We start from the raw sequence: 17,150 nt of genomic DNA on the forward strand, positions 1-17,150 counted from the left end.
GGGATCGTGAATCCAAATTGGCCGCGTATTCAACGTGGAGTGCGCCCATCGATCCACGCCGTGAAAAGACGGGTGGACACCGCATCGAGTCGTAAATCGGGTGGCATTCGCCCTTCGCGCACGGCGGCGCGCACGGCGTTCGCTTGGCCCGAGAGGCGCTCGTACGACGAGAGATCGCGTGCGATGCCGCGGCCGACGCCTGCGGTGTGGCAGGAGCCGCATTTGGCGTCGTAGAGCGGGGCGATGTCGGCGTCGTACGTCGGAATGCGGCCGATGGGCGAGCGGTAGTCGAAGCGCAAGGTGCGCGTGCGTTCGCGGCCGTCGGCGAATACGGCGCGAACGTCGACACGATGGGTACCGAACCCCAGCGACGCGAGCTCCGCAGGGCGAACGCCGTCGGCGCCCCATCCCCACGGTGGCGCGGTGCGCGAAGCGAGGTCCTTCCCGTCGAGCGCGAACGACACCCGCTCCAGCGCATCGCGCTCGGCGCCGGAAGCCTCGAGCTCGAGCTTCGTATCGAAGACCGCGCCGCCGTCGGCGAGCCCCGAGAGAAAGAGAGCCCCGTCGGCTTGGATGCGCAACACGCCGCCCGCCCCATCGAGAACGAGGGCGAACGTCCCGGTCCCATCGTCGACCGCAAGCCGCGCGCTTTGCCCCAATGGCACATTCTTCGCGAGCGACTCCCACGTCTCCCCGTCGGTGCGCAAAATCTGCCCATTCCAGCCGACCCACGCCCATCCGCCACCACCGGCAAGCGGGCCAGGAATACCCGCATCGCGGTACGTGCGAATCGTCTCCTCGGAGACGACGGTCAATCCGCGATCGCTCACCATGGCGCCGAGTCCCTCGCCAACGCGTGCGATCGATTGTACGGCGCCGACGGTGACCCCCGGCGCGGGGTCCATCCAGCTCACCTTGGGCGCATCGCCGCCGGGCTCGAGATGAACGCGCACCACGCGCGTGCCGATGCGAACCCACGCATCGCGCGCGTCCTTCGCATCTTTGCCGCCGCGAAACGTGAGCGGCACGACCTGCGCGATGCTGCGCAACCCCTCGGGCGTGAGACCGAGCTCATTGCCGGCTGGCGCCTCCAGAGAGAACCATCGCCCGCCGTATTCGGCCCGCAGACCGCCCGACGTGCTCCACTCCGCACGCGGCGCCGCAACATGGTCGACGGGATACACCGCACCGCGCGCATCCACGCGAAGGAAATGCCCATCGGCCAGCTCGACGAATCCCTCGCCGCCCTCTTGCGCAACGACGGCCACGGCGCGGGTCCCCGGCGGAAGCGCCACACGCTGCATCGCACGCGGGGCGCGATCCACCGCGCCCACGGAGCGCTCTTGAATGGGGGCCGTCGCGCAACCCGCCAGCAGCGGCAACGCGAGAAGCACGGCACGCCTCATTTGGGCACCTCCAGGTTCCACCGATACGCGGCGCCGAGGTTTGCGCCCTTGCCCCCGCGCGTCGAGCCCGATGCGCCGACGACCAGCGCCGCCGGCGAAAGCGCCACGGAGACGCCGAACACGCTCTTTTCCTTGAGGTCGCCCACGGCCATCAGGAAGGGATCCTCCGCCGTCTTGTTGCCGCCGAGGTACACGCGCACCACCCCCGCGAACTCGCCCTGATCGGAGTCGTCGGGCACGCCCATCGCGAGATCGGCCACGCCATCGCGGTTTGCATCCCCCAGGGCGATGGACGCAATGCCACCCCGCGCCGTCGGCTCCGCAAAAAGGACACGGCGCACGGGCGCACCGAGCGGGCGCATGGCCACGACGTTCCAGTCGCCATCCGAGAAGAGCGCACCTCGCCGGCCCCGGGGGCATCGATGGTTCGGGCAGAGCCCCGCGAGGTACGCGCCCGAGATGATTTCCACCGCCGGCCCGCGCACCTCGCCCAGCGTGAGATCTCCGTCGCGAAAGACCACGTCAGGAATGCCATCGCCGGTGAAATCGCCCGAGCCGCGCGCAAGCACGCGTCCCATCGTCGTCGGCTGCCGCAGATCCTGCAGATCGTTGGCGCGGGTCTTCGCATCGCCCACGACGTCGTCGGCGAGCGTGTGATCATCGGCCACGAGCCGCAACACGAACGGCCGATCATGCCCGCGGCACCGTTTGCCCTCTGCATCGTAGCCAAAGGCCACGGCCACCCCGGCGTGCTCGGGAAAGCCTCCGATCGACGAGAGCGAAATGGCCACCTCGTCGCATCCGTCTTTGTCGAGATCTCCGACGCGCGCCACGGCGCCGCCGTACGACGTCGGGACGCCTTCGGCCATCGAGGGCATGACCAGCGCGCCGTTCTTGCCCGTCTCGCCGGTGTTGCAGGCCACCAACACACCGCCACCTGCATCCGGCTTTCGCCCGAGGATCACCTCCGCGCCGCTCCCATCCATCGAATTCGGGCGCCCCACGACGAGGTCGTCCAATTTGTCACCATTCACATCGGCCACCGCAAGAGAAAACCCGAAGCGACCGCGCGCGTAAGGGGGCCAGCCCTTCATGTTGCGCGGCGATTCCTTGGGCGCGACGACGCGAAATCGCTCCACCATTTTGCCGGACACCATCGAATAGATGCGCACCGAACCGCGATGCACCGTCAGAATCGGCTTACCCGCGGCGTCGAGCGCGGAGCACCCCTCGGGGTCCACGTAGCCTTTCGGTGCCGGCCCGCCCCAATTGTCGTCGGGATCGCCGACCGCGAGATCGAGCTGACCATCGCCGTCGAAGTCGAGCACCGCCATGGGGCCGCGCCCGAATTGCGCATCCTGCCGCTCACCGGCCACGCGCTGCAGCGGCCGCGCGGCATCCGCGCCGAACAGATCGACGGCGCCCGCACGAAGACGCGAGGACGCATTCGCGCCGGGTGCGCCCACCACGGTGATGCTCTTGCCGTCGAGCACCCCGAGCTCGACCGCCTGCCCTGCGCGATCGCCGGCCCCGAAGGTGGGAAGCACCATCGCCTCCTTGCCTGGCCAGCGGCTCTTGAACGGAGCTGGCCCTGCTGGAACGACGTCGATGGCTCCTGCGAAATTCCCCTGCGCCGTGTTTCTCCACGGCGACCATACGGCGAGCGCCCCCGCGCCGACGGCCGCGATGCGAAGGCCGGTAAACTCGTTCGGGCGCCCTGCGCCGTCCGCGAGCGGTGCGAGTGCGCCACGGCGCTCGAGCAAACCCGCCGCGGAGAAAACCAAGACGCCCCCGCGGTTTTCCGGTGCCGACACCACGTACTCGAGTCCCGGCGCAGGGTCGACGTCCGCCAGTGCGGCACTTCGCCCGATCCCGCGCGCCGGTTCACGGCCCTCAAGGTAGAACGCACGCGCGGCTGCCGTCGTGACCACGTGCGCACGCCGATCGCGCCCGCGCGGACCGAGGGAGCCCGGTGCGAAGGAGAAAAACCCCAGGCCGGGCGCACGCACCACGAGCATCTCGGGACCGCGGGGCTCGGCTCGAACGACGTCGAGGCCCGACCCGAAGGCCGCATTGTCTTTCCGCTGCGGTGGATCGAGCTCCAGAGCCCACGCGGGATCGGTCTCGAACTTGGCGCCGCCCAATCCGCGAAACACGAGCACCTGGCCTTGTGACTTGCCCGGCTGCGGATAGGACACCTGCGGCAGACCCACCACGAGATCGGCGGTCTTGTCGCCATCCATGTCGATCAACGCGAGCGCGCGCCCGGCCCCCGTGGGACCGTTGCCGCATGCGGGCACCGCATCGGAGTCGCTTTGCACGGGGCGCATGTCGAGGGTCTGCTCGGGCACGCCCTCCAACACACCGCGCGGCGTCTTCTTGTTGCGAAAAATGGAGACGCGTCCCCCCTCGCAGGCAGGCTCGAACGAGCTCTTGCCCGTGGGCGCGGAGACCGCGAGATCCGGTGCGCCGTCACCGTCGAGATCCCCCAACGCGAGCGCGGCGCCGAAATGATGGTTGATCCCCTCGCCGGCCACGATGCGATCGGGCTCCGTCTCGATGCCGTGGCTCGAGCCGAGGTAGATGGCCACCTCACCGCGGTCGGTATCGCCGAGATCCGCATCGGGAACGCCGGCCACGATGTCGTCGATGCCGTCGCCGTTGAGGTCCCGCACGGCCAGCACCGCGCCGAGATGATCCGCGGCGCGCTCGCCCTCGATGACCCCGGGAACGGCGTCGACGGCACCGGGGGCGCCGCTTCCCGAGTACACCAAGATGCCACCCGCCTCCATGGCCGCCTTGCTTCGTTCGGCGTGGCCCACGACGATGTCGGGCTTGCCGTCGCCGTTGACGTCACCGACCGCGAGATCGCCCAGCCCTGTCTGCGTTCCTCGCGCGAGCGGCGGCGCGCCGAGCATCTCGGCCACGAGCACGCGCACCTTGGCCGTTTCCTTCGTGAAGCGATCGCGCACCGTCACGTCGGCCACACCTGGCCGGGCGCCGGCCTCGAACCACGCATCGCCCGACTCCACGGTAACGCGCCCGCCGGCGCCGCCGACCGACACCGGATCGACGCGCGCCGAGCCACCGCGAAAATCGAGGCGCACACGCCCGCGTGCCGGCACGGCATAGAGCTCCGCACGCGGGCGCAACGGAACGGGCTTGCCCACCGTCACGGTGAGCCGCGCTTCGTTGCCGCTTCCCGCATCACGCGCGGCGATGCGGTACGTGCCCTCCACATCGCCCGCGACGAATGTCCCCGCGTCGATCTTCCCGAGAGCGCCCTCGCGCCCGGCGGGTCGTTCCAGCACGGTGTACGCAACGCTGCCGAGCGCGCCGCTCGCCGCGAAGGAAAGACGTGTCCCCCGGGCCACGACGATGGACGCAGGCTCGACCTCGAAGGGCCCGACCACCTCCACACGGGTGCGCGCCTCGGCGCGGCAGCGACCATCGTGCGCAATCGCCTCGAACGACGCCGCGCGTTTTCCGGCGCGCAGGCCGCCGCCGGGCTCGATGCTCGCGCCGCCGGTGTCCCCGACGAGCGTGAACGTCGCCACCCCCGAGCCGCCCGCGGCATGAAGCGCCACCGCCGAACCGGTGGCCATGCGAACGTGTGCACTCTGCATCTGAAATGGCGCACACGAAAATCCGTCCACGGTCACCGGCTCGAGGGCCACGGGCCGCGCGTCACCAGCTCCGCACGCAGCCGCACCGAGCACCAGCCCGAGAGATGCCCACCAGGATCGCGTCATCCGGGAACCAACACCCGCAACGGCTCCTCGCGAATGAGCGCCCCGGCCGGATCGAGCCCTGCGCTCGCCAGCAAGGTTGCCGCCACGTGCTCCGGTTTGATGTTCTCTCCGCCCTGACTCGTCGTCCGGCGCGCCTTGAAGTCGTAGCGCCCTGGCCCCATCCCCACGTCGCCGGAAGCACCGACGACCTGATTGCCGACGATGCCCGCACCCGCGAGCAGGCACGAGCTCGTCAGATGATGATCGCGCCCGCCGTACGTATTGAACATCGGCGTGCGCGCAAACTCGCTGAAGGCGATCAACGTCGTATGATCGAGCCACGAGTCACCGCCCAATCGTTGAAGCTCGGGTGGCGCCGGCGATTTGGCCAGATCGTCGATCAGCGCGGCAAAGGCGCCAATCCCCGGATACAGCGCGTCCGCATGCCCGGTGTTGCCCGCAAAATGCGTATCCGTCCCGCCGCCAATGGCCACCGAAACACATTGGGCCACTTGCTCTTTGATGGCCTGCGCCGCAAACGCCGCACGCGCTGCCGGCGACGCCGCCTCGCCGCGGTTCAATCCGTATTGTTGGCGCACCGCCGCGCTCAGATCATCCTTGCCCGTGGGAAAACGAAACTTGTTCGCGAGCTTCGATCCCAAGGTCGCTCGCGCCGCACCGTCCGCCCCGCGCATGCGCGTGAGCAAGCCGCGGCGATCGTACACGTTCACCGCGCACGGCGCGCCCTGCTTTGCATAATCCGAGAGCGCTTCCTCCACCGCATCGCGCTCGAGCAAGTCTTTCCCGCGCTCCAGCACCATGAGCAAATCGTCGATGCTATCCACGCGCATCGCCGAATATTGGCCCGGCCGGCGCTCGTTGTACGACTCCACACGCAGCGACACGGCCGGCAGCGGCAGGGTCGATTGCATCTGCGCCGCAGCCTCCGTCGCCAGGCTGGTCCCTCGTGCCGTATTCCCTGCGGGGAACTTCGCCGTCAAGAAATAGCGATATCCAACTTCGTGCCCCAACGTTCCCATGTTGATGCCGCGCACGATGGCCAGACGCTGGTAATGCTTGGTCAGCTTCGGCAATGGCGAAGTGGCCTTTTCCACCGCCGGCCCGAAGGTCAGATTCCCGGCCGTGATCACTTTGGACGAAAAGCCATTGTGCCCGTCGAGGGATGCGTACCGCGTCTCGGTGAGCGTGTTCGCGCGGTTCTCGTCGTCGAACTTTTTGCCATTGGCCGTGGGGTCACGCGGATCCAAAAAGAGCAATTGATCCCAGCCACCGGGGAAATAGCAAAAGACGAACCGCCGCGTGGACGACACTTGCGCAGCCGCCTGGGCCAACGCAGGAAAGCCCAAACGCGACGCGAAGCCCGCCGCGGTCAACGTCATCACACTTCGCAGGAGATCGCGCCGCGTAAAGTGCATTGGTTTTCGGGTTTCGTCCTTTCTCATGGGGCCTCAGTAGGTGAGAAACTGCGGATCGGTGGCCATGGCAATGCAGACCGCACGCCAGCCTTCCACGGGTGTACCTGGCGCGGCGGTCGCCTTTCCGAAAAGGGTCAAAAGAGGTGCGAGCTCGGCATCGTTCGGGGCGATGGTGCGTCCCCAAAAGCGCAATGCCAAATACGAGAGATTCTTCTTTATGGCATCCGAATTGGCGGCCAACGTATCCTTCGGGGTCACGTGCCGCAGGATCCGTCGCTCCTTTTCGGGCGCGGTGGTGTCGGCCTTGACCGACATGCGGCACGACGAGCGCGCCGCATCGCCGGCCAACTTGGAAAAGGTCACCGCCGGCTCGATGGCCTCGCTGGTGCTCGTCACGTAGTCGGGCCGGCCCAGCGTGGCCGCGAGCGCTTCCAACATGTCGGCATCGGGGAGGTACGTCGTGCCCGTGAACGAATCGGGATCGTTCACCACCCTGGAGGCCATCCACGTGTAGCCGGTCGCCGCGAGCAGCGATGCACGGAGCTGTTCGACGGAAAGCCTGTGCGGGGCGCGCCCCACGCGCCCGTCGTTCGATGCGGGATCGGCCAGCGGGATCTCGGGATGCCCTTCGGGAAGCGCGCGCGCCGTGTCGACCGGCACCGCACGCCCCGGCACCGAGCGCGGCTCGGGCAACGGCGATGTGCCTCCGCACGCCGCGAGCACGAGCGGCAAGGCGCATGCGAATGCGCGCTTCAATCGACCCTCCGATACGCGGGCGACGTCACGATGGCCTTGATCAAGTCGCGGTAGTTGTGATGGCTCCGCGCGAAGCGGGCCGCGAGCTCCGGCAGCACGGCCTGCGTCTCGTCGTCGCTCATGCCTCGCCCGAGAAGCTTGCCCCATGCGGTTCGAATCGTGCAGCTCTCGAGCTCCCCGGAGGCGATGGCGCTCGCCACGAGCCCCTCCGGCCCTTCGTCGATGCGCGCCTCCTCGTCCTTCGTGCGATACAGATACCCGCGCAACGTGCCCGCATAGCGCGCACCGTCCGCATTCACCGTGTCGACCACGTACTGCGTGCGGCACCGCTCCGTGCACCCTCGCTTGGTCACCGCGCATTGCTCGCACGACGGATCGTGCGCCGGATACTCCGCCGGCGACAGGTATTGTGCGCTGCGCTCGGCCCAGCGCCCGAACCACGCGGTCATCGGCTCGAGCGCGGCGTGGCAGTTCTTGCAACCGCACCGCTGCGCCAAATTGGGCTCGCGGGTGCACGCATCGTCCGGCGAGGGCAGCGCCGCACTGCCGGGCGTGAACGGCCGGCACATGAAGGCCGTCCGAAACTGCGACACGCGCGAGCGCCACGTGGGAAAGCGCCCCAGGTACGCCGGAGTCGTGAGCACGCCCGCATGCTGCGCATCGCGCAAGTACTCGCGAAAGCCTGTTTCGTCGTAGGGGATGTCCGGAAGCACCTCGGCCGACGCGGGCGCACTCAGCGAGAGCCCCTGCAGCGTGCCAAGCTGGTTCTTGTACATCATCGCGAGCGGCCCATTCATGAAGGAGCGGCGCGTACGAAAGATATCGAAATAGTCCTCATCGTGCGCCACCACCGACTCCACGATGCGAAGCGGCTCTTCGTTCAGCGCGCTGCGAACCGCATATTCGGCGCGCGAGCTGACGATCCCCGTCGTGGGCAGGTTCGGCATGCAATAAATGCCCTGCGGCCCGCACCCACACGAAGGGTCACGCAGTGCATTGCCCGCACAGGAGACGCCGGTGGTCGCGCTGTTGGTGCGATCCTGCGCGTCGTAGGCGCACGTGCGCACCTCCGTGGTGCCGGACCAATAGTGACGCATCTTGCGCATGCCCTCGCGGCGCTGACGCACGACCATCTCGGGGTCGTTGGCCTCGACATGGTTGTCGCACGAATTCACCACGCGATGCGGAAAGGCATCCGGGCAGTGCATATCGGGCGGGTCGAGCTCGTGCGGTTTGGCATCCGCGCCCTTCGCATTCATGGGCGCGTAGTATTCGCGCTTTCCTTTGTAGTCGCGCGAGGCGCGCTCCGCGTCGCTCTTGCTCGAGCAATAATTGGGGCAATGCGCCGCATCGTGGTACGGCAGCGGAACACCGTCGGCGTCGTAGTACGGATATTTCCGCTTCTTTTTGTCGGTTCCCAACACGGTATACGTCGGCTGGGCCGGCGCCACCGAGCGGCCGCCTTCCATGCGCGCCGCAGCCGGCTTGGGGTACTCGATACGCGGATCGCACACGATGGAGCCCGGCTCACCGCCGCGCAGGTGCTGGTTCACGTACGCGTCGGGGTGGTACACGAAGCCGCGCGCGGCAGGGCGCTTTCCGCTCTTGCCTTTGGGCGCGGGCCCGTCTTCGACCATGGCCGGATCCGGCGAAAAGACACCGCCCTTTTGGCGCCCCGTCGCATCGTCGTAGTCACTGGCCACCAGCGGCGCGCCGCGAAGGTGGAAGCCATCGAGGTTCGGCCAGAGCAGCGCCATGTGCCACGTGCGCACGCGACCGAGGAACTCGTCCGAGCGCACCATCGCGTCGATCACCTCGGGCGTCACGTCCCCGGCCGTCCGCACTTGCTCCAGCTCCTCCATCGAGGGCGGTCGTCCGCGCAGATCGAGCGAGAGCTGACGCAGGTACCGCGTGGCATCCGTCGCACATGCCGGACACGCCTCCTCGCCCCCTTCGTGGCGAGCCCTTTCTTCGCGACCTGCCTCGGTGCGGGGCTTCGCCGGCGAAGTGGACAGGCCGGCGCCTCCGCAGGCCAAGAGAACCACCGTGAGAAAAAAGCCCATCGACCCGCGGCGGCCATACACCGCCAGGAAACGAGAAAAACCGCGTAGATACATCGCGTATGCGGGACCGAACGAGCTCATGGTGCGAGGGAGAAACCGACGATGACGAAACCATCGGTGATTGTCGCACCGCGATGATTCAGTCTGCAGTTACAAAAAAGAAAGACCTTTTCAGGAGTTGCGTACGGCGGAGCTGACTGGCGATCTCGACGTCTTCGAGTAATCTTCATGGCTTCATGCCGAGCGCTTCCTTCGCGCGTGCCGTTCTTCCCTTCGCCGGATTCTCACTCGCGTTCCTCTTTCAAGCGTGCGGGCTCGATGAGGGCGGCGTGACACCGAACGGCGCACCTCCTCCCATTCAGGACTCGGGCCCCGGCAGCGACGTGCAACCGCGCCCCGACACGGGCCCGCCGCCCGCCGGTACGCACCTTGTCGGTGGAGAGGTGCTCGGCCTTCAAGGCCGCGATCTCGTCTTGCAGAACAATGGCGGCGACGACCTCCACATCGATCGCGACGGGGCCTTCACCTTTCCCACCGCCGTGCGCATCGGCGCGGAGTACGACGTCCGCGTCAAGCCCGGCGGACTTCCCACCTCGCCGCATCAACCGTGCACCGTAACCTCGTCGAGCGGCACCGTCGGCAACGTGGACGTGCAAACCGTCAGGGTCACCTGCGCCTTCTTTCGAAGCTGCAAAGAGCTGAAGGCATCGTTTCCCTCGGCGACCACCGCCACCTACGTGATCCGGCCCGCCGACGAAAAGGCCATCACCCGCTGCGACATGGACTTCGACGGCGGCGGCTGGGCCCTCATCGAAGCCACGAGCAACCAGCGCGGTCCCGCCGATCTCGCCGAGTCCAACGCCGAGCTTCCCATCGACGTGGACAAGAACTGCTACATGAAGGCCGCGACCATGAAGTCGCTCGCGGCGATCTCCACGCAGATTCACATTCGGCAAAACGCCAATTCGAACGACTCCATCACCAGCAAAGCGGAGAGCGCCGTCCTGCTGGAGAATCTCCGCGCCGGCAACGTTCTCAACTACGACCTGCACAAACTCTCACAGGCCCAACAGGTCGCCTTGTGGACCGGTGCGAGGGCGACGCAAGAGAGCGTGGGATTTTCCGGGAACCCGAACGACAAGCGCTACCCGGACATCTATTGGGCGCGCAACAACACCAAAGGACTGCACTTGTTCGGCGTCCTCTCCACGTACGAGTGGGACGGCGACACGAACCGCGAAAACAACCAGCCGATGGAAGTCTATCTCCGCTAGCCCGGCGAATTCGAAAGCAACGAACGAGGTGCGCGCCGCCCCGCGCGGCCCTACAAAGGCGACCACATGGCCGCCTCCACGCACTCCCGCCCTGTTTCGCTCGATCCCGCAAAGCCCGGCATCGACCGGCGCGCGCTCGCGGCCGTGGTGGTCACCTTGCTCTGCTGGGCCTCCTCGTTCGTGGCCATCCGCGCCGCCGCGCGGGACTTTTCCCCGGGCGCGCTCGCGCTCGGCCGACTGCTGATTGGCTCCATCTCCCTCGGCGTCATCTGCCTCGTGCGGCGCGAAGGCTGGCCCGCGCGCGCCGCCTGGCGCGGCATCGTCTTGTCCGGCGTCCTTTGGTTCGGCCTCTACATGGTCGTCCTGAATTGGGGCGAGCAGGAGGTCGATGCCGGCACGGCCGCGATGATCGTCAACATCGGTCCCATCCTGATTGCGCTGCTCAGTGGGTGGCTGCTGAAGGAGGGCTTCCCGCGCCGGCTGCTCGCCGGAATGGCCGTGTCGTTCGGTGGGGCCGTCGTCGTCGGTATTTCCATGTCCGAGGGCGGCCACGCTTCCGTTCTCGGTGTCGCCCTGTGCCTGCTCGGCGCGATGGCTTATTCCGCGGCCGTCATTTGGCAGAAGCCTGCCTTGCAACACGCCTCGGCACTGCAAGTCACCGCCTTTGGCTGTTTCGTGGGCACGATCACCTGCTTACCCTTCGCCGGGCACCTCGTCGCGCAAGTCGCCAAAGCGCCGCCCCTGGCCACCGCCGGCATCGTCTACCTCGGCATCTTCCCCACAGCGGTGGCATTCACCACGTGGGCCTATGCCCTTGCGCGAACCACCGCTGGCAAAATGGGCGCCACCACCTACGTCGTCCCGGCCATGGTCATCGTCATGTCATGGCTCGCGCTGGGCGAGGTCCCCAGGCCCCTCGCCTTCGCCGGCGGGCTGTTGTGCCTTTTGGGGGTGGCCATCTCGCGTGGCTGGCAGAAAGTACGCCCGCAGACGTAGGCCCGGCACCTCGATCGCGTGATACGTCGCCGCGGCGCACCCGATCGTCATGGCCGTGTACAACGCCCCATTGACGAACCACGGCATCGCCGGGTTGAGCACATGATCGCAAACCCTGCCCGCCACCCCGTGCCAAAGGTATGCACCGTAGGAATAGGTGGCCAGCCAAAAAAAGACTTTGGCAAGCGGCGCCGGAAAGGTCACCCCCTGCACGCCAATGAGGCATGCACCGAAGGAGATGCCCAAAAGCGTTGGATAGAACATTGACCGAACATCCTCGATCATGGTGACCGGCATATACGCCAGCGTCATCGCGCACGAGAGGATGCCCAGCAGCAACAAGGGCATTCGAGGGAGAGCGTGCCATCCCATCCATCGACGCGATAGGCAGGCAAGAAAGATCCCGATCGAGATCCCATCCAGATCTGCGTGCGTCGGAAAGTGCACGCCCATCAGGAAGTCCATGTACACCATGTGCTCGGGGTGCATGGCCTTGAACACGAGGCGAAAGGCCAAGCTTCCCAGCGCCGGCGTGAGCCAGACCCACACGGGCCACCGCTCGGCCCCGCGCAGGCCCAATGCAAAGAGCGGAAATAGAAGATAGAAATGCTCTTCGACGCAAAGTGACCAACTTTGACCGAAGTCGTCGATCGAAATGTAATTCTGTAAGAAGAATGCGTATCCGGCGTGCCCTCCGACGAATGGCATATGGAGAAGTCGCGGTTTGATGACCGCGTAAAACGCCAACACGACGAAGTAGAGCGGCAATGTCCGCGTCCATCTTCGAATCCAAAAGGAGCGAATCTCCGAAATTCGATTGGAGCCCACGGGCCTCCCAAAGACTTGGCGGCCAATCAAATACCCCGACAGGACGAAAAAGAGATCGACGCCAATCCAACCGTGGCTCGCCATCGCGCCCACGAACGCAGGTACGCGGATCACGCCCGGCGCGTGAAAAGCGATCACCGCCAGGCATGCGAGGGAACGAAGAACGTCGAAACCGAATTCGCGAACAGTATCCGTACGTGGAGCCGCCAAACTCTGGGCGATGCCCAGAGCCGGCAGCCCTGTGCTTTGATTCATTAAGCGCCTCTCGAAAGCTCTCTCGAACGTGGTCAAAGCGACGCGCGAAGCGCGGATGGAGCACGGCCCAACACGAATGCCAGCGCCCTTCTGCAAAGGCACCGCACGCGCGCGGGCTTCCTTTCCTTTGGCATTGGGACGACGGCGTGCGTTCCGTCACCCGTCCGCGTTTTTCTGTGACCACTCCCCGCAATCGGGCGCGCCGCCTCGTTGCTGCAGGGGCCGCTAACGCTTTGCGTTACATTTCGATGGAGCGGGCTAGACACGGATGGGCCGAGCTCCTAAACGATGCCGCACCTTGCCCCCATCGCTTCCCGAGTTAGTCGGTTATCTCGCGGCGTTTCTGACCACGGCGTCCTTTCTTCCGCAGGCTTTGATGATCTGGCGCACCCGACGCACCGACGGCATCTCGGTGGGCATGTACGCCATCTTCAGCACCGGCGTGTTTCTCTGGTTGGCGTACGGTCTCTTGGCCCGGGCGTGGCCCGTCGTCGCGGCCAACGCGGTGACCTTGGCGTTGGACCTGTGGATTCTCGGGATGAAGCTGCACTTCGACGGACGACGCGCCCGGGTGACGGCGCACGTGGCGACGCCCGCTGCAGCCGCTACGGCGTTGAAGCCATAGGGCGCCCCGCCGATGGCCGCGTGTGAAAGCGGTCGAGGAGGCGCAATTGGATCGCTTCCGAAACGTGGTCGCGCGAGACCGCCGTCTTCCCCTCCAAATCGGCGATGGTGCGGGCCACGCGCAGCACTTTGCCGTAGGCCCGCGCCGAAAGTCCGTAGCGCGCGGCGGCACTCGTCAAAAGCGACAATCCCTCGGCCGAGGATGCCGACACCCGCGCCGCCTCCGCCGGGCGGATCGTGGCATTGGTGGGCGCGGTGGTCTCCCCCCGCTCCATGCGATCGAGCTGAATCTCCCTTGCCGCGGCAACGCGCGTGGCAACGGCGGCCGAAGATTCCCCGGGGCGCGATGGGGCGAGTGCACTCACGTGCACGGGCGGCAAGGCGACCTGCACGTCGATGCGATCCAGAAGCGGACCACTGATGCGCCCGCGATACGACCGAATGCGATCGACCGTGCACGTGCATCGATCGGTTCCGTCGGCGTGGTAGCCGCAGGGGCACGGATTCATCGCGGCCACCAGCAGAGGACGCGCCGGAAACGTCGCCGTGCCGTACGCACGTGAAATGGTCACCACGCCATCCTCCAGCGGCTGACGAAGCGCCTCCAGGGCTGCACGGCGAAATTCCGGCAGCTCGTCGAGAAACAGCACCCCCCGATGCGCGATGCTCACCTCCCCCGGCCGCGGATCGCCCCCGCCGACCAACCCCGCCTCGCTGATGGAATGATGGGGCGCACGGAAAGGTGGCGTGAACGACAGCGGGCACTCCGGCGGAAGCAACCCGCCCACGCTATGGATGGCCATGACCTCCAACGCCTCGTCGACCGATAGAGGCGGCAGGACCGTGGGCAGGCGGCGCGCCAGCATCGTCTTTCCCGCACCTGGACTGCCGACCATGAGCAGGTTGTGCCCTCCCGCGGCCGCAATCTCCAGGGCGCGGCGCGCGTGAAGCTGGCCGCGAACCTCGCTCAAGTCGTCGAGCGGAGGTGCGCGCTCTTCCTTGTTCCACCCCGGTTTGGCCGGTGCGATGGATTGCTCGCCCCGCAAGCCGGCCACGAGATCCTCGAGCAGGGCGACCACGCGCACGTCGATCCCGGACACCAAGCCGGCTTCCGCCTCGTTGTAGGCAGGAACGATGGCTTTTTTTATCCCACGCTGACGTGCGCCAAGGAGCAGTGGGAGCGCCCCTCGTACGAACTGCACGCTTCCCGCGAGCGATAGCTCGCCCACCAACAGCGTCTCCGCGAAGGATGCTTCCGGCACAATCTCCAATGCCGCCAAGGTGGCGAGGGCGATGGCCAAATCGAAGGCGCTCCCCGTCTTCTTCACGTCGGCCGGGGCGAGGTTCACGATGATGCGGTACTCGGAAAGATCGACCCCCATTTGGGCGAGCGCCGCTTTGACGCGCACCCGGCTTTCCCGCACGGAGGCCTCCGCGAGGCCCACCAGTTCGAATGAGGGAACGCCACGCGCGACCTCGACCTCCACACGAACGAGTTGCGCTTGAAGACCAATCAATGTGGCACTCAGGGCGGTGACGAGCATGCCCATCGCCATCGCGAACGCCGTGCCGCGCTCCACCCGCGACTTTGCCGGAGAATCCAACAACGCGCCCTGTCCGGGACAGATTCGGCCCTGTCCCGGACAGGTGGCGCGCGGGTCTTACTCCACGCTGGCTGGGCTGGCTGAGCTGGCGGGGTTGGCTTGGCCGGAGATGGGTTGCCCGTTCTTGGCGCCCACCACCTTGGCCCCGGCCACAATCATGTCGACCACCGACTCGAGGAACGGCTCGTCGACCTTTTGTCCCACGGTCACGATGCGAAGGAATACGGCGGCAAAGCACACCTCGCCCACGAGTTGACTGTCCGTGGTCACGGGGAGCTCGCCGCGGAGGATGGCGCGGTCGAAAATCGCCTGGCGGTTGCCGGCCATGTCGGTCTTGAGTCGCGTCAGCACCGGCTCGAACGCGGGTTGACCGCGCTCGATTTGGATGGCGCGAAAGATTGCGAGGCCCTTGGGTGTGGACGCCATTTCCACGATGCCGCGCAGCAAACCAAGGAGATCCTCACGAAGCGAGCCCGTGTTGGGTGGTTGCTTGTATGGGCTAATGTGGCGAAGGGCCGCCACCACCAAGTCGTCCTTTGTCGGCCAACGTCGATAAATAGTTGTCTTGTTCACGCCGGAGCGCGCGGCGATTTCGTCGACGCGCATGCCGGCGTAGCCATTTCGCCCAAATTCCTCGGCCGCATTCTGCAATACGAGCTCGACGATTTCGGCGCTTCGGCCCTGCACGCGGATACCCTCGGTCCTGCGGGTACTGCGGCCGGCATTTCGAAGCCGGGGTCTCGGTGCCTCGGCGGGTCGGTTTTCTTCGGTCATGAGCTTTCTGCCCCCTTGGCCGGATGGCGATCCGGTCAGGAACCTTTCTACCTCAAAAACATGGCAACCATGAGTTGCCAAATCAAGGTCGTAGCCTCAATATGGCAACATCCGGTTGCCGGATAAGAAGGCACACGCGAATGACTCAATCAGCCAGCATCGATAGCAACATCAACAGCTCCACCCTAACGGACGCTCCCGCCGCTGAAGTCGCCGAAGCTCCTGCGCAGACCGCTCAACCGCAGCGCCGCCGTCGCATCATGATGGGCGTCGCGGCCCTCGCCATTGCCGCCGGTGGCGCATGGTACGTCGCGCATCGCGGGCTCGAGACGACGGACAACGCGCAGATCGATACGAATATCGTCGCCGTTCCCGCACGTACGGCCGGTACGGTCGCCAAGATTCTCTTCACGGAAAACCAGCAAGTGCACGCGGGGGATGTCCTCGCCGAGTTGGACGACGCCCCCGCCAAAGCGCGCCTCGCGCAGGCCGAGGCCAGCGTCGCCGCCGCCGTCGCGTCCGCGGAAGCGGCCGATGCCGACGCCCAAGTGGCCGAGACCAATGCCGTCGGCAACAAGTCGTTCGCCGACGCCAGCTTGCAGACGGCGGTTGCCGGTGTGGCGACCACGCAGGATCAGATCAAGGAGCGCGAGGCGCTCGTCCAATCGGCCGAGGCCAACCTCGCGCAAGCAAAGCTCGATCGTGAGCGCGCCAAGTCGCTCTTCGACAGCGGCGCCATCGCCAAGGCCAATTTCGATCAGGCGGATACGGCCTACAACCTCGCCCAAGCGAACCTCGATGCAGCCCGCTCGCGCCTTACGACGGAGAAGCTCTCGGTTGCGCAGAACCGCAGCAAGGTGGCCGAGGCCGACGCCAAGGCCAAGCAGGCGAACAACGTTCCCGTGCTCGTCCGCCAAGCGCGTGCGCGCGCGGCGCAGGCGCATGCCCAAGTGGCCACGGCGCAGGCCCAGCGCGATCTTGCCGCCCTCGATCTGTCCTATACGAAGATCGTGGCCCCGCATGACGGGGTGGTTTCGAAAAAAACGATCAACGAGGGACAGAACGTCGCCCTGGGCCAGACGATCGTGCAGCTCGTCACGCCGGAGATCTACCTGACGGGCAACTTCAAGGAGACGCAGGTCACGAACATGCGCGTGGGCCAGCCGGCGCATTTCTCGGTGGATGCGTTCCCCGGACGCGAATTCGAAGGCGAGATCGAAAGCCTCTCCGGCGCGACCGGTTCACGCTTCACGCTGTTGCCGCCCGACAACGCGACAGGCAACTTCACCAAGATCGTTCAGCGACTTCCCGTTCGCGTGAAACTGCACGCGGCGCCCGACGGAATCGTCCTCCGGCCTGGCATGAGCGTCGACCTCACCGTCGACACGCGGAAGTAGTCCAAG

General features: G+C 66.4%; 12 protein-coding genes. 4 read left to right on the forward strand and 8 right to left on the reverse strand.

Translation table 11 applies throughout. The annotated features are described in order from the left end of the window. Window positions 1–29: 29 nt before the first annotated feature. From LZC95_39980 to LZC95_40000, 5 genes are read right to left on the reverse strand one after another with little or no spacing between them, the layout of a single operon-like run. Window positions 30–1,406, reverse strand: a complete 1,377-nt coding sequence (locus LZC95_39980) for a hypothetical protein (protein ID WXA92614.1) — start codon at window positions 1,404–1,406, stop codon at window positions 30–32. Further along, on the reverse strand, window positions 1,403–5,158 hold the full coding sequence (locus tag LZC95_39985) for an FG-GAP-like repeat-containing protein (protein WXA92615.1): 3,756 nt from the start codon (window positions 5,156–5,158) through the stop codon (window positions 1,403–1,405). The genes LZC95_39980 and LZC95_39985 overlap by 4 nt, the downstream gene beginning before the upstream one ends. Further along, on the reverse strand, window positions 5,155–6,600 hold the full coding sequence (locus LZC95_39990) for a DUF1501 domain-containing protein (GenBank protein WXA92616.1): 1,446 nt from the start codon (window positions 6,598–6,600) through the stop codon (window positions 5,155–5,157). The genes LZC95_39985 and LZC95_39990 overlap by 4 nt, the downstream gene beginning before the upstream one ends. A gap of 6 nt (window positions 6,601–6,606) precedes the next feature. Then, the gene (locus LZC95_39995) at window positions 6,607–7,329 is read right to left on the reverse strand and encodes a hypothetical protein (protein WXA92617.1); all 723 of its coding nucleotides are present in this window, start codon (window positions 7,327–7,329) and stop codon (window positions 6,607–6,609) included. After that, window positions 7,326–9,473, reverse strand: a complete 2,148-nt coding sequence (locus LZC95_40000; GenBank protein ID WXA92618.1) for a hypothetical protein — start codon at window positions 9,471–9,473, stop codon at window positions 7,326–7,328. The genes LZC95_39995 and LZC95_40000 overlap by 4 nt, the downstream gene beginning before the upstream one ends. A 155-nt stretch (window positions 9,474–9,628) precedes the next feature. Here LZC95_40000 and LZC95_40005 point away from each other — a divergent pair, with 155 nt between their 5' ends. Then, window positions 9,629–10,666 (forward strand): hypothetical protein, encoded by a 1,038-nt coding sequence (locus LZC95_40005; protein WXA92619.1) that lies wholly within the window; start codon window positions 9,629–9,631, stop codon window positions 10,664–10,666. A gap of 66 nt (window positions 10,667–10,732) precedes the next feature. After that, a complete protein-coding gene (locus LZC95_40010) occupies window positions 10,733–11,662 on the forward strand; it encodes a DMT family transporter (protein ID WXA92620.1) in 930 nt (309 codons plus the stop codon). Here LZC95_40010 and LZC95_40015 read toward each other — a convergent pair. After that, a complete protein-coding gene (locus LZC95_40015) occupies window positions 11,549–12,745 on the reverse strand; it encodes an acyltransferase (GenBank protein WXA92621.1) in 1,197 nt (398 codons plus the stop codon). The genes LZC95_40010 and LZC95_40015 overlap by 114 nt on opposite strands. Window positions 12,746–13,013: 268 nt before the next feature. Between LZC95_40015 and LZC95_40020 the strand changes: the two genes are divergently transcribed. Continuing rightward, window positions 13,014–13,370 (forward strand): SemiSWEET transporter, encoded by a 357-nt coding sequence (locus LZC95_40020; GenBank protein WXA92622.1) that lies wholly within the window; start codon window positions 13,014–13,016, stop codon window positions 13,368–13,370. On the opposite strand, the gene LZC95_40025 is transcribed toward LZC95_40020, so the two are convergent. Further along, on the reverse strand, window positions 13,351–14,973 hold the full coding sequence (locus LZC95_40025; protein ID WXA92623.1) for a YifB family Mg chelatase-like AAA ATPase: 1,623 nt from the start codon (window positions 14,971–14,973) through the stop codon (window positions 13,351–13,353). The two genes, LZC95_40020 and LZC95_40025, sit on opposite strands and share 20 nt — an antisense overlap. Before the next feature lie 57 nt (window positions 14,974–15,030). After that, complete coding sequence (locus LZC95_40030) at window positions 15,031–15,660, reverse strand: TetR/AcrR family transcriptional regulator (protein WXA92624.1); 630 nt, start codon at window positions 15,658–15,660, stop codon at window positions 15,031–15,033. A 227-nt stretch (window positions 15,661–15,887) separates the two neighbouring features. Here LZC95_40030 and LZC95_40035 point away from each other — a divergent pair, with 227 nt between their 5' ends. Continuing rightward, window positions 15,888–17,144 carry an HlyD family secretion protein gene (locus LZC95_40035; protein ID WXA92625.1) on the forward strand — a complete coding sequence of 419 codons (1,257 nt, stop codon included), beginning with the start codon at window positions 15,888–15,890 and terminating at the stop codon, window positions 17,142–17,144. Window positions 17,145–17,150: the final 6 nt, after the last annotated feature.

Source organism: Sorangiineae bacterium MSr12523 (assembly GCA_037157775.1).
GTDB lineage: Bacteria > Myxococcota_A > Polyangia > Polyangiales > Polyangiaceae > Pendulispora > Pendulispora brunnea.